The organism is Paenibacillus oleatilyticus, assembly GCF_018998565.1.
Taxonomy (GTDB): Bacteria; Bacillota; Bacilli; order Paenibacillales; family NBRC-103111; genus Paenibacillus_G; species Paenibacillus_G oleatilyticus.
This window is the reverse complement of sequence record NZ_JAHNZO010000009.1, coordinates 23,831-47,040: the sequence shown is the minus strand read 5'-3', so window position 1 is coordinate 47,040 and position 23,210 is coordinate 23,831. Positions and strand designations below refer to the sequence as shown.

At 56.5% G+C, this 23,210-nt stretch carries 23 protein-coding genes; 3 read left to right on the top strand and 20 right to left on the bottom strand.

Translation table 11 applies throughout. From position 1 onward, the window contains the following. Window positions 1-153: 153 nt before the first annotated feature. The 5 genes from KQX66_RS13510 to KQX66_RS13490 all read right to left on the bottom strand — a co-directional run bounded on the left by KQX66_RS13510 (window position 154) and on the right by KQX66_RS13490 (window position 4,984). Window positions 154-612: a TlpA family protein disulfide reductase gene (locus KQX66_RS13510; protein WP_216793181.1), complete on the bottom strand. Its 459-nt coding sequence runs from the start codon at window positions 610-612 to the stop codon at window positions 154-156. Window positions 613-636: 24 nt separating this feature from the next. Then, window positions 637-2,385, bottom strand: coding sequence for an ATP-binding cassette domain-containing protein (locus tag KQX66_RS13505; protein ID WP_253957128.1), 1,749 nt, complete (start codon window positions 2,383-2,385; stop codon window positions 637-639). A gap of 17 nt (window positions 2,386-2,402) precedes the next feature. After that, window positions 2,403-2,897 carry a hypothetical protein gene (locus KQX66_RS13500; RefSeq protein ID WP_216793177.1) on the bottom strand — a complete coding sequence of 165 codons (495 nt, stop codon included), beginning with the start codon at window positions 2,895-2,897 and terminating at the stop codon, window positions 2,403-2,405. A gap of 428 nt (window positions 2,898-3,325) precedes the next feature. Next, a complete protein-coding gene (gene pdxS, locus KQX66_RS13495; RefSeq protein WP_216793176.1) occupies window positions 3,326-4,207 on the bottom strand; it encodes a pyridoxal 5'-phosphate synthase lyase subunit PdxS in 882 nt (293 codons plus the stop codon). 18 nt (window positions 4,208-4,225) lie between these two features. Further along, window positions 4,226-4,984, bottom strand: a complete 759-nt coding sequence (locus KQX66_RS13490; protein WP_216793174.1) for a type 1 glutamine amidotransferase — start codon at window positions 4,982-4,984, stop codon at window positions 4,226-4,228. A 106-nt stretch (window positions 4,985-5,090) separates the two neighbouring features. Between KQX66_RS13490 and KQX66_RS13485 the strand changes: the two genes are divergently transcribed. Then, window positions 5,091-5,987, top strand: coding sequence for a LysR family transcriptional regulator (locus KQX66_RS13485; RefSeq protein WP_216793172.1), 897 nt, complete (start codon window positions 5,091-5,093; stop codon window positions 5,985-5,987). Between the two features lie 51 nt (window positions 5,988-6,038). On the opposite strand, the gene argD is transcribed toward KQX66_RS13485, so the two are convergent. The 3 genes from argD to KQX66_RS13470 form a co-directional block, all read right to left on the bottom strand. Then, window positions 6,039-7,235 carry an acetylornithine transaminase gene (gene argD, locus KQX66_RS13480; protein WP_216793170.1) on the bottom strand — a complete coding sequence of 399 codons (1,197 nt, stop codon included), beginning with the start codon at window positions 7,233-7,235 and terminating at the stop codon, window positions 6,039-6,041. Between the two features lie 17 nt (window positions 7,236-7,252). Then, on the bottom strand, window positions 7,253-8,497 hold the full coding sequence (glyA, locus tag KQX66_RS13475) for a serine hydroxymethyltransferase (protein ID WP_216793546.1): 1,245 nt from the start codon (window positions 8,495-8,497) through the stop codon (window positions 7,253-7,255). 306 nt (window positions 8,498-8,803) lie between these two features. Continuing rightward, a complete protein-coding gene (locus tag KQX66_RS13470) occupies window positions 8,804-9,673 on the bottom strand; it encodes a helix-turn-helix transcriptional regulator (protein ID WP_216793168.1) in 870 nt (289 codons plus the stop codon). A gap of 129 nt (window positions 9,674-9,802) precedes the next feature. Between KQX66_RS13470 and KQX66_RS13465 the strand changes: the two genes are divergently transcribed. Then, the gene (locus tag KQX66_RS13465; protein WP_216793166.1) at window positions 9,803-11,167 is read left to right on the top strand and encodes an MATE family efflux transporter; all 1,365 of its coding nucleotides are present in this window, start codon (window positions 9,803-9,805) and stop codon (window positions 11,165-11,167) included. Window positions 11,168-11,482: 315 nt separating this feature from the next. Here KQX66_RS13465 and KQX66_RS13460 read toward each other — a convergent pair whose 3' ends face one another. Next, a complete protein-coding gene (locus KQX66_RS13460; protein WP_216793164.1) occupies window positions 11,483-11,929 on the bottom strand; it encodes a hypothetical protein in 447 nt (148 codons plus the stop codon). Window positions 11,930-12,156: 227 nt separating this feature from the next. On the opposite strand from KQX66_RS13460, the gene KQX66_RS13455 reads away from it, so the two are divergent. Next, window positions 12,157-13,380: a hypothetical protein gene (locus KQX66_RS13455; protein WP_216793161.1), complete on the top strand. Its 1,224-nt coding sequence runs from the start codon at window positions 12,157-12,159 to the stop codon at window positions 13,378-13,380. A gap of 1 nt (window position 13,381) precedes the next feature. Here KQX66_RS13455 and KQX66_RS13450 read toward each other — a convergent pair whose 3' ends face one another. The 11 genes from KQX66_RS13450 to KQX66_RS13400 form a co-directional block, all read right to left on the bottom strand. Beyond that, window positions 13,382-14,047 (bottom strand): MBL fold metallo-hydrolase, encoded by a 666-nt coding sequence (locus KQX66_RS13450; RefSeq protein ID WP_216793544.1) that lies wholly within the window; start codon window positions 14,045-14,047, stop codon window positions 13,382-13,384. Window positions 14,048-14,258: 211 nt separating this feature from the next. Next, window positions 14,259-14,663, bottom strand: a complete 405-nt coding sequence (locus KQX66_RS13445; RefSeq protein WP_216793159.1) for a DoxX family protein — start codon at window positions 14,661-14,663, stop codon at window positions 14,259-14,261. A gap of 194 nt (window positions 14,664-14,857) precedes the next feature. Continuing rightward, on the bottom strand, window positions 14,858-15,706 hold the full coding sequence (locus tag KQX66_RS13440) for a M56 family metallopeptidase (protein WP_216793156.1): 849 nt from the start codon (window positions 15,704-15,706) through the stop codon (window positions 14,858-14,860). Window positions 15,707-15,709: 3 nt separating this feature from the next. Then, a complete protein-coding gene (locus KQX66_RS13435; RefSeq protein WP_216793154.1) occupies window positions 15,710-16,123 on the bottom strand; it encodes a BlaI/MecI/CopY family transcriptional regulator in 414 nt (137 codons plus the stop codon). A 116-nt stretch (window positions 16,124-16,239) separates the two neighbouring features. After that, window positions 16,240-17,976, bottom strand: coding sequence for a phosphoenolpyruvate--protein phosphotransferase (ptsP, locus tag KQX66_RS13430; RefSeq protein ID WP_216793152.1), 1,737 nt, complete (start codon window positions 17,974-17,976; stop codon window positions 16,240-16,242). A gap of 2 nt (window positions 17,977-17,978) precedes the next feature. Next, a complete protein-coding gene (locus KQX66_RS13425; RefSeq protein WP_010492478.1) occupies window positions 17,979-18,260 on the bottom strand; it encodes an HPr family phosphocarrier protein in 282 nt (93 codons plus the stop codon). 68 nt (window positions 18,261-18,328) lie between these two features. After that, window positions 18,329-19,795 carry a PTS transporter subunit EIIC gene (locus KQX66_RS13420; protein WP_216793150.1) on the bottom strand — a complete coding sequence of 489 codons (1,467 nt, stop codon included), beginning with the start codon at window positions 19,793-19,795 and terminating at the stop codon, window positions 18,329-18,331. Between the two features lie 29 nt (window positions 19,796-19,824). Beyond that, window positions 19,825-20,325 (bottom strand): PTS sugar transporter subunit IIA, encoded by a 501-nt coding sequence (locus KQX66_RS13415; RefSeq protein WP_216793148.1) that lies wholly within the window; start codon window positions 20,323-20,325, stop codon window positions 19,825-19,827. A gap of 3 nt (window positions 20,326-20,328) precedes the next feature. Further along, on the bottom strand, window positions 20,329-21,213 hold the full coding sequence (locus KQX66_RS13410; RefSeq protein ID WP_216793147.1) for a BglG family transcription antiterminator: 885 nt from the start codon (window positions 21,211-21,213) through the stop codon (window positions 20,329-20,331). A 218-nt stretch (window positions 21,214-21,431) separates the two neighbouring features. Further along, window positions 21,432-21,707: a hypothetical protein gene (locus tag KQX66_RS13405; RefSeq protein ID WP_216793144.1), complete on the bottom strand. Its 276-nt coding sequence runs from the start codon at window positions 21,705-21,707 to the stop codon at window positions 21,432-21,434. 74 nt (window positions 21,708-21,781) lie between these two features. Beyond that, the gene (locus tag KQX66_RS13400) at window positions 21,782-23,104 is read right to left on the bottom strand and encodes a globin-coupled sensor protein (protein WP_216793142.1); all 1,323 of its coding nucleotides are present in this window, start codon (window positions 23,102-23,104) and stop codon (window positions 21,782-21,784) included. Window positions 23,105-23,210: the final 106 nt, after the last annotated feature.

Genomic DNA, 23,210 nt, shown 5'->3' with positions numbered 1-23,210 from the left:
GTTTGTACCGCCAGCGGTGCAGCTGCTAAGGTAACAATAGGTTTCATTTTCCAATACAACTTGACATTTCGGATCAGTGCAAGACATGGTTCTCACCTCCTTTCATTGGAATATGAAGCTTTATCTTAAGGTGTAAAAACCGGGATGCCACTATCAAGCCAGCGCATGACGGGCGTAATCCTTCACAAGCTGCTCGAAATCGTCGGCATTATAGACTACTCCTTTGGCGGCCACTTTTCCCGAGTCGTCGACGAGGATAGCGAAGGGCAGATACGTCACCGCAAAATACGCCTCCATGTCGCTCTGGTCCAGCGAACAAACCGGGAATGTCCATCCGAAATATTCGATCATGCTTCGATGATCGTCCTCGTCGCCCGTAGATAAGAGCCGGAAGGAAAAGGACGGGTGGTTCCGCGTCATCGCGTTGATATACGGAAGCAAATCGATGCAATGCGAGCAGTAGGTGGACACGAACAGCAGCACCGTATCGGTCGCTTCGTCCGGCTCCGCCGGCGTTCCGATATTGCTGATATGGGGCGGCAGCTCCGATAACACGGAACCGATCGGCGGGCCGCTGTCGGCTGATCCGCCCGGCTTACGGTTGAACGACATCGTTACTCCCTCTTTTCGCCTGAATTAGTCGTACCATTGCTTTTGCTGATGCCACATCTCATGATAAAGTCCTTGCTTGTGAAGCAGCTCGTCGTGCGTTCCGGCCTCGGCAATGCGCCCGCCCTCCATCACGAAGATACGGTCGGCTCTCCGCGCGATCCCCACCCGATGGGACACCATAATTACGGTCTTGCCCCGGCAGTGCTCAAGCATTTCATTCATCAGCCGAACTTCACTGACCGGATCGAGTGCGGAGGTCGGTTCGTCAAACACGACCAGTTCGTGCTCCTCAGAGACAAACACGCGCGATAAAGCGAGCCGCTGCCACTGTCCGCCGGATAAGTTAACCGCGTTATCCTCCAGCGTTCCCAGCTTCGTATCCAGTCCTTGCTTGAACGTCTTGGACAGCCCGACCTTCGCGAGTACCGCTAGCAGCTTGTCCGTGTTGTGCGCCTCGGCAATATTGCCGACGGCGATGTTATCCCGCACATCCGTCATATAGCGGATGTAATCCTGGAAGACGGCGCTCGTTTTGTGCCACATTCCGATCCGGTCCATCGTCCGGACGCTCACACCGTCGTACAGTATGGCGTCGGTATCGCTCCGGTAAAGACCCAGCAGCAGCTTGATCAGAGTCGATTTTCCCGAGCCGTTCTCCCCAAGGATGGCGATCATTTCGCCTTTGCGAATCTCCGCGTTGATGTCGGTCAGCGCCGGCTCGTCCCGATTCGGATAACGGAACGTCAGGTTGCGGATTTGAAGCTCGTCCTGAAAGCGGAATGGGCGGGGCCCGACCTGCTCCGGCAGGCGGGCGGCGGCATGCACGTCGCTTTCGATCTTATTCAGCCTTTCGATATGGGTGGCGTTTTCCGTCAGCCTTGAGATCGAGGCGAACATCATCGTAATATTGCTTTCCGTCATCGTTAGCGCCATCGTGATGGCCACGTAATCTCCAATCGTCAGCGAGCCTTTATAAATGAGCAGCGCGGTGATCACGATGACAATGCCCGAACTAATGATGGACAGCAGTTCGCCGGAAGCTTGTCTTTTCAGATTTAAGGTTTCGAGCTGCATGGACAAGGCGTTGGCCTCGTCCTTCTTGCGCAGCCACTTCTCCCGGAAATACGGCACCAATTGAAACAGCGTCATTTCCTTCTGCGTCTGGGAGCCCGTCAATACATCGAAATAATAATGATATCCCCGGGATTGCCTCATCATTTCTTCGTTGATCGCTACCCTTCGCCGGACGGCGCGAAGGTCGTAGATGCCCTTGAGCGTACCGACGAGCAGCGCCAGCAGGCCGATGTACAGATGATAGTACAGCAGATAGCCCAGACTTACCGCCGCGATCAAGCCCTGCTTGACGAGTCCGGTCACGGTGGAATACGATTCCAGATATTTGCCGTTAATAAAGGACCAATAAGAGAAATCACCCGTAAACTGGGGATGCTCCTTATCCAGCAACTCCGTCCTCGCAACGAGATCGACCAATTCGTTCTCGCAATGAACGGCAAACGCCATATGCATCCGTCTGCTTTTGAGCTGGGAGTACGTTTCCAGCAGCAGCCGCACAACCTGAAACGAGAGAAGAAGCGCGATGCTACCCAAGAGCAGGTACAGATTATTCGCGGAGAGCTGGTCTACGATCTGCTTGCTTAAGTAAATGCCGATGTTGGATTGCAGAGCCACTACGATGTAAACGAACAGTGACAGCAATACGATGGGTCTATTGAACCGGTATACTTTGCAAAAGGCTTGACCGGCGCATCTCATAGTGTGCGCGAACGACTTCATACTTGTGCCAGGCTGCGCTCATACACACGAATCAACGGGGCCGCCAACCGCTCGAGCTTCTCGCAGTCGTTGAAGATGTCAGCGCCGACCGCTTGTCCAAGCTTATTCAAAATCAGGGCGTAAGGAACGATTCCCACCTTCAGTTGGCTGTGCAGCTTAACGGTATCGCACAGGTAGAACGGCATGTCCAAGTCATAAATCTCACGCTGCTGCTCCATCGCTTCCTCGCTTCCCTCGAATAACACGCAATAGCGGAATGCCTCAAACCGTTCCGTGAACTCTTGAACAGGTGCCATGCTGCAGGCCGAGCAGGAAGCGCTCATCAGGAATACGACGGAACCATGCTCCGTCTCTCGAAGCCATTGGAAGGAGACAGGCTCCGATTTGGCGAGTAAAGTCAGTTTTTCGGGAAAATACGTTCCCAGCTTGTATTCTTCGGCATGTTGTTTTAAAAATCGTCTGTGATCATCGGGCGGGCGTTCAGGCTGCACTTCAACTCCTCCAATGCTGTGAACTCGAGTGAGCGGTTGTTCGTCTCGCCTCTGGTAATATTGTATAATTTAGGATGAATACCCCACAATGGAATATCATTACTTTATTTGGTAATTCCATGACTTGAAATTCAACGATTCGACATTGTATTAAAATAAAAAACCCATCGCAAAGGATGGGTTTCAGAGTGTTGAGAAAGTGGTCTAAGCAAAAGTAGAGAAGCGTACGGAGGTGGGGAATTCACTGGAGAAGCGATAGCGGCCGCCTTTGTCTTCGGGAAATGTCCGCTAGTAAGCGGCTTCCAATCAAATTTCCCGAAGACAAGAGTGGTCGGAAGTGGATACCCCACCCCTTCGTTACCTCTATAATCCCGTTTGACCACTTTCTCAACAAGCTCAAACCCATCGCAAAGGATGGGTTTCATCACTTACCAGCCACGCTCCTGCATCCGCTCGGAGGCTTGCAGCGTGGCAATTTCGATCCCTTTCATCGGGGTACCCAAGTTTTTGGATACCTGCGCAATCAGGGAATAGTCCGTGTAATGCGTGGCCGCCGCCACAATCGCTGCGGCGAACTTTTCCGGCGCGTCGGATTTGAAAATGCCCGACCCGACGAAGACGCCGTCCGCGCCCAAGTGCATCATAAGCGCGGCATCCGCCGGAGTCGCCACGCCACCAGCCGCGAAATTGACGACCGGCAGACGGCCGGTCTCGTGAACGTGCAGCAGCAACTCGTAGGGCGCGCCCAAAACTTTGGCTTCGGCCATCAGCTCGTCCTTGCTCATGCTCTGCACCTTGCGCATCTGGCCGATCATCATCCGCATGTGCCGCACGGCTTCCACGATGTTCCCGGTGCCCGGCTCGCCCTTCGTGCGGATCATCGAAGCGCCTTCGCCGATCCGCCGCAGCGCCTCGCCCAAGTCGCGCGCTCCGCAGACGAAAGGCACGGTAAACGCCCGTTTGTCGATATGGAACAGCTCGTCGGCCGGCGTCAGCACCTCGCTTTCGTCGATATAGTCGGCTCCGAGCGATTCCAGCACCCGAGCTTCCACGTAGTGGCCGATGCGGGCTTTAGCCATCACCGGAATCGTCACGGCCTTCATCACTTCCTCGACGACCGTCGGATCGGCCATCCGGGCCACCCCGCCGGCCGCGCGGATATCCGCCGGCACCCGCTCCAGCGCCATCACCGCCGTCGCGCCCGCAGCTTCCGCGATTTTTGCCTGCTCCGCGTTCATCACGTCCATAATGACGCCGCCCTTTTGCATCTCGGCCATTCCTCTTTTTACACGTGTCGAGCCTGTCTCCATCCCGATTCCCCCTATTTTCTAGTCTCCGATCGTCCGGTAAACCTGTCCCTTGCCGGAAGCGTACAACCTACGCTCCGTCTCCGAACAGCGCCTTTCCATTGCATCCAGCAGCGTGTACAAAATCGTTTTCGACGCGTCCACCAGCTCCGTGCGGTCCGCCATCTCCTCCGGCTTCTGCACGTAGGGGCCTTGCATCAAATCGTCCTTGCCGTGCTTCAGCATCCGGCCGATTCCCGCTTCGTCCATCTCCAGATGAAACTGCAAACCGACCACATGGTCTTCGTACACGAATGCCTGATTTCGACAGCCCTTGCTGCTAGCGGTGCGTACCGCCCGATCCGGCAGCTCAAACGTATCCCCGTGCCAATGAAACGGGACAAACCGCTCAGGAAAGCCCCGGAACGCCGGGCTTTGCTTCACCGCCTCGGTCAGCTCGACCGGGAACCAGCCGATTTCCCGGTAGTAGTTCTGGCGAATCTTGCCTCCGATCGCCTCCGCGATCAATTGGGCACCCAGGCAGATGCCGAGCAGCGATTTCTTCTGCCGGATCGCGGCGGCGATCCACGCCTTCTCTGCGCTCAGCCACGGATACAGGCGCTCGTCGTAAACGCCCATCGGACCGCCCAATACGACGGCCAGATCGAAATCGCCAAGCGCGGGAAACGAAGCCTGCTCGTATACCTTCGTTCCCGTAACCGTATGGCCCTTCTCCCGGGCCCATGCTTCAATAAGGCCGAGCGTTTCAAACGGCACATGCTGAATGAAATGAAGCTTCACGGAACATCAACCTGCCCTTCCTTTTTCCTATCGTTTACTATATAATGATCGTCAAAATCTATGATTAAGCGATAATAAATTCGACATCATCCCGGAGGAATGCCCCTTGGAGCTCAGACAATTGGAATATTTCATGGCCGTATGCCAGGAGCTGCATTTTACGCGTGCCGCAGACAAGCTCGGCATCGCCCAACCGTCGCTCAGCCAGCAAATCCGCACGCTTGAGCACGAAATCGGCTCGCCCTTATTCGACCGCGTCGGCAAGAAAACGATCATTACCGAGGCGGGCAAAATTTTGCTCAGCCACAGCTACAGCGTGTTCCACGAGCTGTCGCAGGCCCGCGCCGCCATCAGCGAGCTGCAGGGCTTGAAGCGCGGATCGCTGACCATCGGAGCGTTGCTGACGGTCGTCAATTATTTGCTGCCCCCGACGGTCATCTCGTTTCACGAGCGGTATCCGAACGTCAAGCTGTCCGTTCAGGGCCTCCGCACCGGCGATATTTACAGCGGCCTACTGCACAACGAGCTCGATCTCGGCATCGTCTTCATGCCGATGGAGCACGAGGAGCTGGAGACGATACCGTTATGCAAGCAGGAGCTCGCTCTGGCGGCTCCGCTCAATCATCCCGTCACGCAGGAGCGCTCCGTGACGATCGAGGCGTTGCGGGAGACGCCCAGCATTTTGCTGCCGGGGAACTATCATTTGCGGCAGCTTCTGGACGAGCGGTGCCGGGCGCTCGACTTCGCTCCGCAGCCGGTGCTGGAGATGACAACGATGGAATCGATTATCAATATGGTCGCTCAAGGCGTCGGCGTAACCGTGCTGCCCAAGGCTTACCTCGACTATATCGCCGACCCGCGAATCCGCATCGTACCGATCGCGAATCCCGCGATCACGACGCAGATCGGGGTCGTCTACCGGAAAAATAAATATTTGTGCGCGGCAAGCCGGGTTTTTATGGAGCAGCTTATCGCTACGGTCAAAACCCAAAGCCCCGGGTAACCCCTCCCGCAACGGCAGACCATCAAACACCTTGGCGCCCGTCCGCGGAAACTACTTGTCCGAAGCTTGGAAAAGGACATGCGTAAGCCGTTCCACCGCCTGGTCGATTTCATCGTGGGCCACGTACAAATTCGGCATAAACCGGATCACGTAAGGCCCTCCCGGCAGCACCAGCAAGCCCTTATGCTGTAGCTCGCGGATGAACGGCTCGACCGGCCGGTCCAGCTCGATGCCGATCAGCAGCCCGAGCCCGCGGACTGCCTTCACCGCCGGGGCCTGCTGCAGCTCCGCCACCAGCCGCCGCAGCGCGTAACGCCCGGCCGCTGCCGCCCGCTCCGGCAGCCGCTCGTCCAGCATCGCCCGCAACGTGGCGATGCCGGCCGCCATAGCGAGCGGCGATCCGCCGAACGTGGAGGCGTGGCTGCCCGGCGTGAAAGCTTCGCGCAGCTTGCGTTTCCCCAGCATCGCTCCGACAGGCAAGCCGCTCGCCAGCCCTTTGGCCAGCGTCACGATATCCGGCTCGATGCCGTAGTGCTCGTAGGCAAACAGCTTGCCGGTCCGCCCCATCCCCGTCTGCACTTCGTCGACGATCAGCAGCAATTCCCGTTCTTGGCACAACAGGGCCAGCTCGCGCACAAATGCCGGATTAGCGGGATGCACGCCGCTTTCACCCTGCACGAGTTCCAGCATGACCGCTGCGGTCCGCTCGTTGATGCACGCCTCCACCGACTCGATATCGTTATACCGCGCATAGGCAAACCCTTCAGGAAGCGGGTAGAAGCCGTCCTTCACCTTGTCCTGTCCGGTCGCCGTCAGCGTGGCTAACGTCCGGCCGTGGAACGACTTCTCGAACGTCACGATCTCGTACCGCTGCTTACCCTGCACCCGCTGGGCATAGCGCCTGGCCAGCTTGATGGCCGCTTCGTTCGCCTCTGCGCCGCTGTTGCAGAAGAACGCGAGGTCCGTACAGCTATGATCCGCCAGCAGCTTCGCCAGCGTCTCCTGCTGAGGACTTTGAAACAAATTGCTTACGTGCCACAAACGCCCCAGTTGCTCCTCCACGCTCTGCTTGACTTGTGGGGGAACATGCCCCAGGTTGCATACGGCAAGTCCCGACATAAAATCCAAATACACGTTCCCCCGATCATCCCACAGCCGCGAGCCTTCGCCGCGGACGAAGGTCAGAGGATACCGCGCATAGGTCGGAAACAGCGCGCTTTCCTTCGTTTCAAGCGCCGCTAACTCCATGGCATTCCCTTCTTTCTTCAATCGATGTCGTCATAGAGCGGAAAAGCCGCCGTCAATTCCTTCACCTTGCGGCGTGCCTGCCCACGGACTCCGGCATGGTCCGGGTGCTTGAGCACCGCACCGATCACGCCCGCAAGCTCGGCCATCTCCGACGGTCCCATGCCCCGCGTCGTGACCGCCGGGGTCCCGATCCGGATGCCGCTGGTGACCATAGGACTAGCCGTATCGAAAGGAATCGCATTTTTGTTCACTGTAATGCCGACACTGTCGAGCAGCTCCTGCGCATCGACGCCGGTCATCTTGATGCTGCGCAGATCGAGCAGCAGCAGGTGATTGTCCGTTCCGCCGGTCAACACATCCAACCCCTGCACAAGCAGGCCGGCGGCCAACGCTTTCGCGTTCGTCAGCACGCGCGCGGTATACTCGGCGAAGTCCGGCTGCGCCGCTTCGCCCAACGCCACCGCCTTGGCGGCGATCATATGCATCAGCGGCCCCCCTTGCGTCGCCGGGAAGACCGCCTTATCGATCTGGGCCGCCCACGATTTGCGGCATAAAATGATGCCCCCGCGCGGCCCGCGCAGCGTTTTGTGCGTCGTCGTCGTGACGAAGTGCGCATGTGGCACCGGGCTCGGGTGCAATCCTGCGGCGACAGGACCGGCGATATGCGCCATATCCGCCAGGAATAAAGCTCCGACCTCGGCGGCAATTTGCGCCAGCCGTTCGAAATCGATGATCCGCGGATAAGCGCTCGCGCCGACAACCAACATCCGCGGCTTGTGCTTGAGCGCCAAGTTCCGCACTTCGTCGTAATCGAGCCGGTGCGTCTTTTCGTTCACGCCGTAAGGTACGAACCGGTACATCTGGCCGGAGGCGTTCACCGGACTTCCGTGCGTAAGATGGCCGCCGTGCGCGAGATTCATTCCGAGAATCGTATCGCCGGGGCGGACGGCTGCCAGGTAAACCGCCATATTGGCCTGCGCACCGGAATGCGGCTGCACATTGGCGTGCTCCGCTCTGAACAGCTCCATCGCCCGCCGGATAGCGAGCGATTCGGCCATGTCCACATACTCGCAGCCGCCGTAATACCGTTTGCCGGGATAGCCTTCGGCGTATTTGTTGGTCAGCACCGTCCCCATCGCCTTTAACACAGCCGGGCTGACGAAGTTCTCGGAAGCGATCAGCTCGATATGGTCCCGCTGCCGGACGAACTCCTTTCGGATGGCTTCGGCCACCGCAGGGTCTTGATTTTGCAAATGCCGCATCGCTTGCCCCCCTTTCGATTCCATCGTTCGGTCTCCGTATGACGGTTAACGATTTTCATTATAGGGAGGGTAGTCCGAGCCATCAATTACGAATTCCCTATCGCTATCATAGGCTGGAGCAATCGTTCATCCCGTTTGCATCGGCGTCCCCAATCGTTTTTCCAAGCTCCCGAGCTCAAACAAAACAATGCCGCGAGCAGCAAAAAGCCGTCTCCTCCGAAGAAGAAACGGCTTTATCACGAAACGTGCGGATGTACGCTCCCTGCATCCACTCCGCTCCCCTTTGTTCCGGCAACACCGATCCGGTCAGGCATGGGAAAAGCGCTTGCGGTAAGCGCGCGGAGTCAGGCCTTCCACTTTAACGAAGCAGGACGTAAAGTAGGCCGCTTGGTTGAAGCCGACCTCTTCGGCCACCCGGGCGACCGGGAAGTCGGTTTGCAGCAGCAGCAGCTTGGCCTGCTCCAACCGGTAACGCAGCAAATACTCGAAGGGCGAGCAGCCGAACTCCCGCTGCATGCAGCGCGCGATATATACCGGGTGAAAATTAAGCGCCTCCCCCAAGCTCTGCGCAGTCACCGGCTGCTTGAAATGCTGGCGCAAGTAGGACGCCGCCTGATCCGCCACTTCCGCTCCGGGCGGTGGCGTTTCCGCTTGCAGCGAAGCGTTAAGCTGCTCCAGCACCTGCTGAAACAGCTGCTGATGCTTCCAGCGCGCCCAGTTGCGGTGCGACTCCTTCTCCAGCTCGCCGAGCTGCTGCAGCGTCCGGTAGACGGACGTCGGCTTCAGCAGCTTGGTGAACTGGGGGAGCTGAATCGCGAAGGTTTGCATCGTGAAACTTTTTTCCTCCATCGAAACGGACGGCAGCTGCGGGGCTTCCTCTTCCGTCTCTCTCCATGCGCCCGTCGTGTTGAAATGAAGCCAATAATGCGCCGTGTCCGTCGTGCATCCCTGCGGCGAATAATGGTGCCGGTCAGGCCGGAGAATGATCGCATGGCCAGCCGTAACTTCGTAGTAAACGCCGCCTTCCATGATATAGATGCAGCCTTCCTGCACGACGAGCAGATCAAACACGCCGATGTTGTGCCGGTTCGGATGCTTGCGCCCGGGCGCAATGACGCAGAAACCGCTGGCCAAATAGTGAGGAAGCGGCGGGGATGTAAATTCCAGAATTGGCATCGCTTTCACCTTCACATCATATAAAGTCAGGTTTATAAATTGATATTTTTAGTTCGGATACTGATACATGCTTTCAAGTATACGCTCTATAATGTGATATGGGAATACGGCATCAGGAGGATACGGAACATGAATGACGACAAAAAGTTTACGCTATGGGCGCTCGCCTGGCCCATTTTTATTGAAATGTTTTTGCAGTTTTTGCTGGGTACGGCGGACACGCTGATGGTCAGCCGTATATCGGACGGCGCCGTTGCCGTCGTGGGCATTTCCACGCAATTGTTTGCCGCCGTCACGATCTTGTTTATGACCGTCGCCAACGGGGCCGGCGTGCTGATCGCGCAGAAGCTCGGGGCCCGCAAGCCGGAAGACGCGCGGACGGTCGCCATCATGTCAGTCAATATATCAATCGTGATCGGAGCTCTGCTCAGCCTTGCGCTCTATGTTTTTGCCCGCGATATCGCAGCGCTGCTGCAAGTCCCGGCCGCGCTGCTGCCGATGGCCGATACGTACATCTCCATCGTCGGCGGAGGCATGACGCTGACCGCCGCCATGGCCGCTCTCAGCACGGCGATTCGCAATACGGGGAACACGCGCGGTCCGATGTATATCGCGATCGGGATGAACGTCATTCACGTCGTGCTGAACTACGCCTTTATTTACGGCGCCCTCGGCTTCCCGCAATGGGGGCTGGCCGGCGTAGCCGTCTCGACCCTGGTCAGCCGTCTGCTGGCCACGATCGTGCTCGCCTTCCTGTTCGTGCACTCTTTCGAGCGCAGGGTCGGCTGGAAAGATCTATTGCAGTTCGACCGCCCTTTGTTCCGCGAAACGATGCAGATCGGCTGGCCCATGGGCGTGCACTCGGCTTCGTGGGTATTCTCGCAGCTGATTCTGTTTTCGTTCATTGCAATGCTCGGGGCCAAGGAATTGGCGGCGCGGACCTATATGAACACGATGGAGTCGTTTTGCTTCACGCTCGGCTATTCCGTCGCCATGGCTTTGCAAATTCAGATCGCCCATCTTTTCGGGGCCGGACGGGCACAGGAGGCTTACCGCGCCGCTTATCGGGGAATGTGGACGGGACTTGCGGTCGTCATGACCAATGCGCTGCTGCTGTACGTATTCGGCAGCAAGGCGCTGTCCCTGTTCACCGTTGATACGGAGATTGTGGCGCTCGGAGTTGCGCTGCTCGGCTTGAACCTGCTGCTGCAGCCGGGGAAAATGATCAATATGGCTATGGGCAGCGCCTTAACGGGAGTCGGCGATACCCGGTTCATTATGATTACCGGAGTATTCTCGCTCTGGCTGCTCGCAACGCCGTTTTCCTACTTCCTCGGCATTCGGCTCGAGTGGGGCTTGGCCGGAATTTATGCGTCGATGATCGCCGACGAATATTTACGCGGCTTTCTCGTTCTCCGCCGTTGGAAAAGCGGCAAAATGCTGCACCCGTCCGCAGCCTCGCCCGGACATCAGACCGTCTCGGCACAAAGCTAGCGCGCACGGCAAAAGCCCGTCCGATTCGTCATTCGGACGGGCTGAGCTTGTTTAGAGACCAGCTTCGCTTAGAGAAATTCCCCGCATACACCGGTTGGGTATATCCCTCCAGCCGCTGCCCTCCCCCAGAAAGTGAAGCAACCACTTGGAAGCTTATTCCAATCTCTTTCCGGGGACCCCCTATCTACCCGTGAACTTGATTAGAATTTGCGGTATTTTCACGGGTTTCAAGGCGGACGTAAACTCTTACGGGATATACCCCACCTCTATTTGTCTGAGTTTTTCTACTTCTAAGGTTCCTCAACACTCAGCCGGTCAACCCGGCTTCGCTCCGCTGCCGGACGGCTTGTCCGGGTTGGCCCGCCGTCTTTTCACGAAAGCGGCATGACCTCCCAGCAAGGCGGCGGGAATGACGGCCACGAAGCCGATGAGATGATACCATAAGGGAACCTCGGCGTTGGCGAAGGAATAATAAAAGCCGATCGCGGCTCCCACGACGCCGATAATCGAAGCGTGGAAATAGGCATCCCGCTTCGCCACCGAAGCCGCTACATACCCGCCGAGCCCCGTGCAGAACAAGCCGACAAGCAGGTAAATCGCCAAAATCGGCGTATTCGCATACACCTTGGAAATTTCGCTCGGACTGATATGGTTGGACGTGATGTAGATCGTGCCGATCAGCAGCGAAGAGACGAACGAAGTGACCTGATCCACCAAAATGCCGGCCAGCACGCCGCCGAAATGTACGTTTTTCTTTTCCATGATTTGAGTAAGTCTCCTATAATGATGTAGTTCGACTTCTTTTTCCGGCGCTGCTCCTATGCCCCCTACGTTCCAACTATACCATACTCCAATCCGGATCGACAGCGTTCGATCCCGAACCAGTATTGCGCTACCACCGATGCTGAAGTGCAAATTTCCCGAATAATCGGGCAAAGAAAAAGACAAGCAGGGCTGGTATGATAACGTTAAGAAAAGGAGCGATGTCTATGGAAAAATGGGTGAAACCCGATGTTCCGGAAAACGCCGGAACGAAGAACCCCATTCGCGGAAAACGTCTGACAAGGAGAACGCTGCTCGCTTCCATTGGTATGGCGGGCGCGACGCTTGCTTGCGGAACTCTGCTCCGGCCAAACGTAAGCGGTGCCGGGGCTGGCGCCAGCGTTTTCGAAAGCGTTTACACCAATCCTCCCGCGGATTCCCCGCTGCAAGAAGGCGCTGCTTATCCGCCGCAAGTCGACTTCGTCCGGCTGCTTCGGGAGCATAACGAAACGGCGGCCACGCTTTACGCGAAAGTTTCCGGAAACCGCGCCCTGGAAGTGCTCATTCCGTTTAAGGGAAAGCGGTGCGCCCATTACGCGTTCGCCAAAGATCTGAATGACGATTTCATCAAGCTGATGAACGGGTCCGTATCGGTCATGACCCCGGTAAATCCCCCATCCGGCGCAGTCCACGCAAGCAAGCAATTTGACGTGCTGCATTCCTGGAGCAACAAGGAATTTGCCTTCTCTGTTACGCCTGCGGGCTCCGCCCTCCCGACGCAGTGGCTGCCCGAGCATGTCAACGTCGGCACCGTCTACGCCGTTGCCCAGCGCATCTATTTCGATGATACGGAGATTGTCGATTGGACTCCGGAGACGTCCTTCCGACCCGTCAAATCGGTAAAAATCGTACAGCGCATGCTCGGCAGACACCCCTCTGATCCCGGCAATCCGCTTGCCGAGATCGATTGCGTGCATACGGCTTCGGCAAGCGGCGTATCGGTCAAATCGAAGGTCAAATGGCTTCGTCCGGTTACGATTTCGACAGGCTACGGCATGATGTTCCCCGTGCCCGGTTCGTTCGCGGCCAAGCTTCTCACCGGCTGCGGGAGGTCGTATGACGCCGTCGCTACGGATGGCAGTACGACAGACCTGACGGAAAACGATCAATCGTCGAGCTATGCCTACGTGCATAACAGCGCCGGAACGAACGGAGAGCCTGATACGATGGTCGCGATGACGATTCACGACATCGCCAACGCGTTCAGGCAGGGCATGCCGGGACGCAGAGCCGCCGGCTCGATCGTTTGGCTGCAGCACCGCGACGCGAGCATGCAGAAGCTGTATCCGCAAGTATTCGATCGTTATACCGCCGCCGCAGGAGAAACCTACGAAGCGGGCGGCACTTATTTCATCGGGGAGCTTCCGCTGGCGGACCGTTTCTTTGGCTGAATCAGCTGTTTTGGCAAAGACCTACTATCTGATCCTTAACATTTACATTGCTTATTCCCCCGTGATAACAAACCACGGATGCAATGTCGAGGTCCAAATACTTTTTTAAAGAAAGACGAGCTGTATTCATATCCGGTGTCGTCGGGACATGAATTCCCCCGAGAATCCCGTTTACACTGTACATCGAATCCCCGGCAATGAGAGTCTTGCTTTGCCTTAAATAAAGGCTGATATGACCGGGAGTATGCCCGGGAGTATGGATGACGCGAATCCCGCCGCAAAACGGCAGCTCCTGGCCGTCACTCAAGGTATCGTCTACTCTGCCTTTCGGGGGATTTTCAAGATGACCGTCTTTTAAAAGGGGTAGCTCCCCCTGAATATACGGCTTATCCAGTTCGTGCGCATAAACTTTAACATGATGACCGCACTCCTGCAAAATGTCGGGAAGACTGCCTATATGATCCACATCCTGATGCGTTAAAATCACAACTTTTAGTTTGTCGAACGACACTTCTGCCTTTTCCATGGCCGCGCGTAAATCTTCAATTTGCCCTGGGAATCCTGTGTCAATTAAAACAGCCATTTCTCGATCCCACAAAAGAATGGGGTGAATCATATTCCCATGAAAATCGAGATGAAGCATTTCTACTCCCTTTGAAATTTCCATCATATCGAGCCTCCGTAAAATAAAATTTTTACGCAAAGTAATATTATTATGCGGGTTAAGTTGTTGTCAACATCTTCTCTATCCATCCGCTCGACATAACAGAACGGTTCTGCACAGCTATAGAAAAAAGGCTGTCTCTCAAGTAAATCGCTCTACTTTTTTGAGACAGCCCTCGTATATGGCCCATATGCTGCACAATCGCGAAAGCGCGCTAGGCGCTCGCCCCCTCCGTGCTTCGCTTGCGGAACAAGCTGTCCACCGCCAGCACACGGTTCCCGCTGATCAGCAGGTGCAGGGACATGGCGAACAGCGCAAGATCCAGCTCATACCCGCCGACAAAGCCCTGCGGCAGCTTGACGGTCAGGATCGCGCCAAGCATAATGATCGAAAACAATGCGCCAAATACGCGCACGCCCAGACCGAGAATCATGCAAATGCCGCCGATCAGTTCGATGCCGCCGACCGCATAGGCCAGAAAACCGGGCAACCCGACGCTTTGAAAGAAGCCTGCGGCTTTTTCAATCCCCGATTGAAATTTTTGCAGCCCGTGCAAAAGAAAAGTCACGCCCAAGACGATACGTACAATTAAAGCTCCCAGTTCAGAAAACATGGTCATTTCACCTATTCCTCCTTGAATTAAATTCTGATTTCAGGCTGACTCGAGGACCAACCGCTCCCTTCATCCGCCCTGCTTCATTCGATCCGCGTCACCTCCTAATCACGGCACACTACTTATTGTAGTGTCCGACCGCAAAAAAATGCGCCGGCCGGTAAAATAATCCGCCTGCGCAGCGGTTCTTTACTGCACGATTAGAGGGTGGCGAAGAAAAACATCGCGCCAAGCAAAAGCACCGCATGGAAAGAAATCATGGTCAGCTTCAGCGGCAATTTGAACGGAATCTCGTATTGCGGGTCCAAAATTAACTGAATGCGGCAGTTGATCGAGTTGTCTGCGAACGAGACGTAGGAAAACACCATCGTCTCCGACTTTCTATGCTTCAGGAGCTTCAGCAAGGCGCTGCCGATCTCTACGGACGAACCGAGCTGTTCGATGGCATAGTTGTCCGCGAGCACCTCGCGAACGGTCCGGTATTTCTGGTGCACCCAGCGGAGCAGCGGGACGTATCCCATGACCGACGAGCAGAGGGACAGCACGAACGTTTTGAGCGGATCGCCGTGCTTCCGGTGATACATTTCATGATGGATGACCGCCTCCAGCTCCTTTGCATCCAGCAGCCGGATCAACCCTGTCGATAAAACGACTTTCGGGTTCAGCAGGTTCATCGTAAACGCCCGCGGCTCCTCGCACGCGACGACCAGAATCGGCTCGCCGCCGCTGCCGTACTGCTCGTTCAATTCCGCCGTCATCCGTTCGTCCCGTTTGCTTTGCAAGCGCCGGAACGTGCGCCACGACGCCCATTGCTGCTGGACGATGAGTCCGACGGTCAGCAGCAGAGTGTAGAGTACGACAATGTCGAAGGCGTACACCAGCCCGTCCAGGCCGTAAATGCTCGCCGTAGTGGCGCAAAATTGGATCAGGTTATGCTTGAGTTCCAAGCCGAACAGCAAATGCAGCGCATACGCGATAATTTGGGACATGATCAGGGCCGACAACCCAAGGCCCGTAAGGAAGAGGGTCCTGGAACGTTTTTCCCACATAGGCTATCTTTCCTTTTTCAGAGCTTGAATTTTTTGCTCCAGCTGCTCAATAAGCGCCGGGTCCGCTTCTTCCAAGGCGTCCAGCATATGGTTCACGACAAGCGGTCCGAATTCTTCAAGCAAATCGTTCGTCAGCTCTTTGGATTGGGTTTCGAGAAACTGCTCCAGCGATTGGGTAGGCTGGAATAAGGAAACGCGCCCTTCCGCTCTTTTGCGCAGCACGCCCTTGTCCACCAGCCGGTTCATGACCGTCATCACCGTGTTGAAATTGATTGCCTGCTCCTTGACCAGCCTCGCCTGCACGTCTTTGATCGCCATCTCCGGACCGTTCCACAGGATATGCATGATTTTCGCTTCCAGAGGTCCGAAAAAGCGGTTTAATCCGCTTTCGTTCGTTTTGAATGAATGTATTTTCATGAAAGCACCTCACACTACCTATTGTAATGTTCGCAAAAGGCACCGTCAAGTTTACAGTTCGTTCCAGAAAAAAAGCACGGCGCGGGCTCCTACGCCTCTGCGCCGTGCTTTAACTTCTATAAGTACTCGCGCAGCCAAGGAAGCTGCGATTCGATCTCGCTTCGAACTTCGTCCGGATCGCTCAGCTCAAGTACCGCTTCCGCCAGCTGGCCCATCTCGCTCCGGTCCAGCTTCGCGATAAGCGCCCGCGTACGCGCCACATGGACGCCGCTCATGCTGAACTCGTGCAGCCCCATGCCGAGCAAAATCGGCACCGCGTGCGGCTGCCCCGCCATTTCCCCGCACATCCCGACCCATTTGCCTTCCCGCGCCGCCGCGCGGATGACCTGATCGATCAAACGCAGCACCGCAGGCTGAAGCGGATCGTTCAATTGCGCCAGCTTCGGATTCATCCGGTCGGCCGCCATCGTATACTGCACGAGATCGTTGGTCCCGATGCTGAAGAAATCGACTTCCTTGGCCAACCGGTCCGCCATCAGCGCCGCTCCCGGTACCTCGATCATGATGCCCGTCTCCAGATCGTCCCGGAACGCCCGGCCTTCGGCCCGCAGCTCCGTTTTGGCTTCCTCCAGAACAGCCTTGGCCCGTCTCCATTCGCGAAGCGAAGCGATCATCGGGAACATGATCTTGACGTTCGCCTCTGCGCTGGCCCGCAAAATGGCGCGAAGCTGCGTCTTGAACAGCTCCGGCCGGTCCAGGCAAATGCGGATCGCCCGGTAGCCGAGGAACGGGTTCTCTTCCTTCGGCAGCTCCAGCAGCGGCAGCTCCTTGTCCCCGCCGATATCCATCGTGCGGATCACGATCGGCGCCTCCGGTCCGAAGGCCCGGGCCGCCGCCGCATACGCTTCGTACTGCTCTTCCTCCGTCGGCAGCGAATCGCGGCCCATGTATAGAAACTCCGTGCGGAACAGCCCTACGCCTTCGGCCCCGCCGTGCGCGGCCGCTTCCGCATCGGCCGGCGAGCCGATGTTGGCGACGAGCTCGACGCTCGCGCCGTCCAGCGTCACAGACGGGCAGTCTACAAACGCGCGGTACCGTTCGGCCAACGCCTGCTGCTCGCTTGCTTTTTGGCGGTAGGCAACAAGCTGCTCCTCTGCCGGAGCGACGAGCACGACGCCTTCGCGGCCGTCGACGACAATCCGCTGGCCGTCCTGCACCTGGAACAGGCTCTCGCCCAAGCCGACGATCGCCGGAATGCCGAGCGAGCGGGCCAATATGGCGGAATGCGACGTCTTGCCGCCGGAAGCAGTGACGAAGCCCGCCGTCGCTTTCGGATCAAGCTGGGCCGTCTGCGAAGGCGTCAGCTCATCCGCGATCAGAATGAAGGGCTCATCCGTCAAGCGCGTATCCAAAGGCTCGTCAGCATGGAGCAGCTTGCGGATCACACGGCGCGTCACGTCGCGGATATCCGCAGCTCTCTCCCGCAAATATTCGTCGTCCAGGCTTTCCAGCAGCGCGACGGTCTCCTGCATCGCTTCGTCCAGCGCCGCTTCCGCGCAGATTCGCTCCTCGCGGATCATCGTCTGAGCCTTGCCGATCAGCTCTTCATCCTGAAGGAACAGCCGGTGGCCTTCAAAAATTTCCGCTTCCTGCTCCCGGCCCCGGTCCGTCAAGTCCCGGCCGATCTCCTGCAGCTCCTCGTCCGCCCGGCGGATCGCCTCAGCCAGCCGTTCCAGCTCGGTGTCCGTCTCTTCCGCCCGGATTGGAAGCCGCTCCGGCCGCTGCTCCTCCCGCATCACTTTCGCGACGCCGATCGCAATCCCCGGCGCCGCGGCAATTCCCTGCAGCCGCACGGTTACCCCTCCTTCCGGGCCGGCGCTTCGGAATATTCGGCCAGAATGCGGCCGATCTCCTCCTGCGCCGCTTCTTCCTGCTCCCCCTCGGTAATGAGCGTGACCGTGTCTCCGTGCTTGGCGCCGATGGTGAGCACGTTTACCAGGCTTTTTGCGCTGACGCGCTTACCCGACTTTTCCAAAAAGATGTTGCATTCCTTATAGCGTCCGGCCGCCTCCACAATTTTTTTGGCGGGACGTACGTGAAGTCCCAACAGGTTTTGAACAATATAGTCGTTTTGCATCGCTCTGCACTCCTTGTTCCGTATAGTTTATATTTCTCTATCTGAATGATTGCCTGCAGCAGGCAAATCTACATGATCTTCTTAATCTCGTCTTTCAACTGCTCGGATTGCGGTCCGAAAATAACCTGCACCGCGCCTTGACCGAGCCGCATGACGCCGGAGGCGCCCAGCCCCTTCAGCGCTTTGTCGTCAACCGCCGCTTCGTCCTTCACAACCAGCCGAAGCCGGGTAATGCAGGCGTCCAATCCTACGATATTGTCGGCGCCGCCGATGGAAGCCAGGACTTGGCCTGCCTTTTGAGAGACCGGCGTTTTGCCCGCAGACGCCGCTCCCGTTTCTACGGCAGCAGCCTCGACGATGTCGTCGTCCTCCCGCCCCGGCGTCTTCAGATTCAGCTTCACGATCAGGATGCGGAACATGAAGTAATAGACGACCGCAAACGCAAGACCGATCGGGATAATCAAGAGCGGCTTCGTTGCCAGCGGGTAGTTAAGCGCATAGTCGATGAAGCCTGCCGAGAACCCGAAGCCGTGCTTAATGCCAAGCGCATACGTGACATAACCGGCTACCCCGGCCAGTACGGCGTGTACGGCATACAAAGCAGGAGCGAGGAACATGAAGGCGAATTCCAGCGGCTCCGTAATTCCGGTCAGGAACGAGGCGAATGCCGTTCCGAACAGCATGGACGCTACGATTTTGCGCTTTTCCGGCTTCGCCGTATGCACCATCGCGAGCGCGGCAGCCGGGAGCGCGAACATCATCATCGGGAAGAATCCCGTCATGAACATCCCGGCCGACTTGTCGCCTTTGAAGAAGCGGTACAAGTCCCCGTGAATCACTTGGCCGGTCGCATCCGTAAAGTCGCCGATCTGGAACCAGGCGATTGAGTTCAGCACGTGATGCAGGCCGAACGGAAGCAGCAACCGGTTGCCGAGCATATACCCTGCGGCCCCGAAGCCGCCCAAGCCGACGATGAAGCGTCCGAGTTCGTCCAGCGCATGCTGAATCGGTCCCCAGATAATTCCGAACACGATCCCGATCAGCACCATCGCAAGCGAGGTAATGATCGGCACAAACCGCTTGCCGCTGAAAAAGCCTAACCAATCAGGCAGCTTGATATTGTGATACTTTTTATAAAAATACGATGCCAGCGCCCCTGCGAGAATGCCGCCGAGCACGCCCATGTTCAGCTTCACGTCTTTATCGACAAGCATCGGGAAAGCCGCGGGAATTTTGGACAATACGTTGGTCAATACCAAGTAAGCGATTACAGCAGCCAACGACGCGACTGCGTCTCCGATGAAAGCAATCGCGATGCCGACCGCGAAAATCAGCGGCAGGTTATCGAATATGGCGGAGCCGCCGGCGTTCAGGAACGGCGCGATATACTGGTTCAAAAACCCGCCGACGCTATCCCCCATATGAAAGTCTTTGACGTAATCAATATTCCCGAACCGCATCAGGATGGCGGCCGCCGGAAGAACGGCGACGGGAAGCATCAGGGCTTTTCCGACTTTCTGCAAAGAAGCGAGCATAATCACTCAACCCTTTCGAAATGGTTATGTTATTTTTTTAAAACCGCGCTCAGCAGTCCGGCGTCTCCCGCACGAACCGGTCCCAGTCGGTATTCCACGGCCGACACGCTTTCTTCGCCGTTGGCGATGATAACCGGGGTAATCAGCGGGTAGCCCGCTTCCTGAATACGCTCAATATCGAATTCGATCAGCGTCTGGCCGGCCGTCACCTTGTCGCCCGTCGATACGTGGGACGTAAAGCCTTCGCCACGCAGCGCCACCGTATTGATCCCGATATGAACCAGGAGCTGAACGCCCGACTCATGCTCCAGAATCAACGCGTGATTCGTGTCGATCCGATGCGCGACCGTGCCGTCGAACGGAGCGACCAGCTTGCCTTCCGTCGGCTCGATGGCAACTCCTTCGCCCATATGCTTGCCCGCGAACGCTTCGTCGGGAACCTGTTCGAGCTCTACCGCCTTGCCCGTTATCGGAGACGCGATTTCCAGCCGGTTCGTCTTCGACTTGTTCGATAGCCATTTTGAGAACATCTGTTACTTCCTCCCTTGTTGTGTTGACCGCTCTCCCGGATACGTTTGAAACAGCCGGTACAAATGCATGACCATATAGCCGATCTCATCTTCGGGAACGTCCGTCTCCAGCCGCTGCCCGATCAGAGAGCCAAGCTCGGCGGCCAGCCGGTATTCCTCCGGGTATTGGGTTTTGAATTCGTTCATAAACGGGTTGCGAACGACTTTGCCATGGGCAATCCGTTCGATCGCATGACGCAAATGCGTGATAAGCCGGACATAATCCATGCTGTCCCGCGGAACGGGAACGCCCAGTTCGCTTTCAACTACTGCGACCGCTTCATTCACCAGATTGGAAAACTTCACCAGCTCTCCGACCGGAACGCTGGTAACCGCCGAGTGGACGTGAAAGGTCAAAAATCCGATTTCGTCCTCCGGGATTTCGATGTCGAACGCCTCGCTGATCATGGCCGCCGCACTTCGCGCAATTTCGTACTCCTTGGGAAACCACAGCAGCGTTTCCTGCAGGAACGGATTGACGATATCCATCCCGTTCTTGAGCCGGTATACCGCGAACTGAATATGGCTTGGCAGCGCGAAGTACACCTTGTTGTTCAGCGGCTCGGAAAATTGCCCGGTAATGCTGTCGATGATCCGCTCGGAGATTCGGATCACCTCGGGGTCGATTCCTTCCAGCAGCGTGTGATACTCGCTCATCTGATCGCGGTCGTCCAGCCGAAATCGTTTTTCAATACGGGGGTCTTTGGCCTCGATCGTCCCGCTTCCTTTAGAGGAAAATCCGATGCCCTTGCCCAGCAGCACGTACTCCTTCCCGGAATCCGAATCCAACACCATAAGCACATTATTGCTGATGACCCGCTCGATTCGAAGCAGACGATTCGCTTGCATAGCCTAACCCACCACCTTTCCTTACGTTCCGAGCTGACGGCAAACAAAAAAGAGCCAAAAAAAGACCTTTGAACTTAGTCTTTTCCTGGCTCATGCCCTTTTATCGGTAACACGCCAATTTGTATTCGGTTACAGTCACATCATACCCATTTGTAAACGTTTCGTCAATAGGATTTGCGCGGAATTAAAAGGCGAATTATTGAACAAACTGCCAACGGCTATCCTTCTTGACGGGGCAAGCTTTGCAGCGCCGCGTTCACGAGCAGATCGTAGAAATCGTCGTCTTCTTCCAGCCTTTCTTCTACCGCAAGAATGTCCTCTTCCGATCCCGATTCTTTAGAAAAAATCAGGCTGTAGCTCCAATCCTTCGCATTTCTGCTATGCAGCGTAATTTCATACGGCGCTTCATGGCCTTCATATTGAAACTCGACATGGCCCACGTAGCCGCTCTCTTTGCTGTGCGTCATCCGGCTTCCGATGATATTCACGTTCATTTTCGTCAGCTCATTCCTTTCGGTTTGTCTATAGACATTATCGCCTTTTCCGCCCGTTATGCACCAGCCTTTTTTTACGCTTTATCCCGCAGCGTCTCCGCGGTCGATGCCACCCGGCTTACCGCACTGCCTATTTCGCCTATCGTATGTACCAGCCGGTCCATCTCACAGCCGATCTCATCTGTCTGATCGATATTCGTTTGCATCGAATGTACGATTTCGCTGAACACCCTCCGCGCTTCCAGCGCTTCCGTACGGCTCGTTTCCACAACTTGACGCACCTCGTGAATGGAACGTACGACCCGATCGTTGCACTTATCCGATTCGGTGACGATATCCGCAATGCGCGTCAGCGTCTTCTTCGTATCGTCGGACAATTTGCGCACCTCGCCGGCGACAATCGAGAATCCTCTTCCGTGCTCGCCGGCCCTGGCCGCCTCAATAGCTGCATTCAGGGAAAGCAGATTGGTCTGCGCCGCAATGTCTTGTACGATCGTGACGATATCCTTGATCTGCGACGACAGCTCGTTCAGCTGCGCAGCGGACTGCTGCATATGATCGGCGCGCTCATGAATGACGACAATTTTCGCTTCCAGCGCCTGAATTTGCTCCTGCCCTGTGCCGGCCATCTCCTGGCTCGATCTCGACTGCTCCGCCATCGAGGCAAAGGCTTCTTTCACGTCGCTGCTCGTCGAGATTAACGTCTCGACCGCCGCGTTGTTTTCCTGCGTCAGCGCGGCGAGCTCCTCGCTTAACATGCGCAGATCGTTCCGGTATTTTTCATGCTGCAGCTCCCGCTGGCGCAAATTTTCTTTTTCGTACGCTTCCAGCACGAGCTGCTGCTCGAAGTTGAACAGCTTGGTCAACACCCGGTTAATCGCCACCATGTCGTCTTTGTGCTGAACTTGGCTGACGACAGCGTCGATAAATCCATTCTGCAGATTTTGGAAAGCGCTTAAATACCACTTTGGTTCCAGTCCGATCCGCTCGTGAATCAGGGCGATTTTCGTTCTCTTTTCTATAAACGCCCGGTCCATTTTGCCATCGAGCAGCTCGGTCAAATGCGTCTTCATCGTCCGGGTCAGCCGTTCGACGGTCGAATTGTCCCGTATAATCCGGTCCAGCTTGTCCACTTGCAGCACGGCTTTGTAAAACGAATCGACAATCTCGCCGATCCGCCCCTCGATCATAGGCTTAAACATGGCCAGAATGCGCAGATCCTCTTCGGACAAAGCGATCATTTTGAGCTGCGCCTCCAGCTCCGCATCGTTCACTTTACAGGTGACCTCAACCCCGTTCAGCTTGTCCTGCTGCAATAACGAAACATGTCCCTCCGGTGCGGTACCGCCGCCTTTCCCAAACCAACGGGCAATGGTGTGAAACGGACACTTGCTCATAAAACGGACCCCCTCTAGTTTATCTGTGTCGGTCCCGAACGCACGAAAAAAACCGCAGCGGCGCGCGCGGCTTCTATGGTTGGCGTTGAAGTGGCGGAATGTCACA

What these genes read in the sequence shown, in the direction of transcription:
- KQX66_RS13460 (WP_216793164.1), bottom strand. Translation starts at nt 11,929, where the DNA reads ATGGAAAAGAAAAACGTACATTTCGGCGGCGTGCTGGCCGGCATTTTG.
- glyA (WP_216793546.1), bottom strand. Translation starts at nt 8,497, where the DNA reads ATGCGGCATTTGCAAAATCAAGACCCTGCGGTGGCCGAAGCCATCCGA.
- KQX66_RS13400 (WP_216793142.1), bottom strand. Translation starts at nt 23,104, where the DNA reads ATGAGCAAGTGTCCGTTTCACACCATTGCCCGTTGGTTTGGGAAAGGC.
- KQX66_RS13505 (WP_253957128.1), bottom strand. Translation starts at nt 2,385, where the DNA reads ATGAGATGCGCCGGTCAAGCCTTTTGCAAAGTATACCGGTTCAATAGA.
- KQX66_RS13410 (WP_216793147.1), bottom strand. Translation starts at nt 21,213, where the DNA reads ATGCAAGCGAATCGTCTGCTTCGAATCGAGCGGGTCATCAGCAATAAT.
- KQX66_RS13425 (WP_010492478.1), bottom strand. Translation starts at nt 18,260, where the DNA reads ATGCAAAACGACTATATTGTTCAAAACCTGTTGGGACTTCACGTACGT.
- KQX66_RS13465 (WP_216793166.1), top strand. Translation starts at nt 9,803, where the DNA reads ATGAATGACGACAAAAAGTTTACGCTATGGGCGCTCGCCTGGCCCATT.
- KQX66_RS13415 (WP_216793148.1), bottom strand. Translation starts at nt 20,325, where the DNA reads ATGTTCTCAAAATGGCTATCGAACAAGTCGAAGACGAACCGGCTGGAA.
- KQX66_RS13440 (WP_216793156.1), bottom strand. Translation starts at nt 15,706, where the DNA reads ATGTGGGAAAAACGTTCCAGGACCCTCTTCCTTACGGGCCTTGGGTTG.
- KQX66_RS13405 (WP_216793144.1), bottom strand. Translation starts at nt 21,707, where the DNA reads ATGAACGTGAATATCATCGGAAGCCGGATGACGCACAGCAAAGAGAGC.
- KQX66_RS13455 (WP_216793161.1), top strand. Translation starts at nt 12,157, where the DNA reads ATGGAAAAATGGGTGAAACCCGATGTTCCGGAAAACGCCGGAACGAAG.
- KQX66_RS13435 (WP_216793154.1), bottom strand. Translation starts at nt 16,123, where the DNA reads ATGAAAATACATTCATTCAAAACGAACGAAAGCGGATTAAACCGCTTT.
- pdxS (WP_216793176.1), bottom strand. Translation starts at nt 4,207, where the DNA reads ATGGAGACAGGCTCGACACGTGTAAAAAGAGGAATGGCCGAGATGCAA.
- KQX66_RS13420 (WP_216793150.1), bottom strand. Translation starts at nt 19,795, where the DNA reads ATGCTCGCTTCTTTGCAGAAAGTCGGAAAAGCCCTGATGCTTCCCGTC.
- KQX66_RS13450 (WP_216793544.1), bottom strand. Translation starts at nt 14,047, where the DNA reads ATGGAAATTTCAAAGGGAGTAGAAATGCTTCATCTCGATTTTCATGGG.
- argD (WP_216793170.1), bottom strand. Translation starts at nt 7,235, where the DNA reads ATGGAGTTAGCGGCGCTTGAAACGAAGGAAAGCGCGCTGTTTCCGACC.
- KQX66_RS13470 (WP_216793168.1), bottom strand. Translation starts at nt 9,673, where the DNA reads ATGCCAATTCTGGAATTTACATCCCCGCCGCTTCCTCACTATTTGGCC.
- KQX66_RS13445 (WP_216793159.1), bottom strand. Translation starts at nt 14,663, where the DNA reads ATGACCATGTTTTCTGAACTGGGAGCTTTAATTGTACGTATCGTCTTG.
- KQX66_RS13510 (WP_216793181.1), bottom strand. Translation starts at nt 612, where the DNA reads ATGTCGTTCAACCGTAAGCCGGGCGGATCAGCCGACAGCGGCCCGCCG.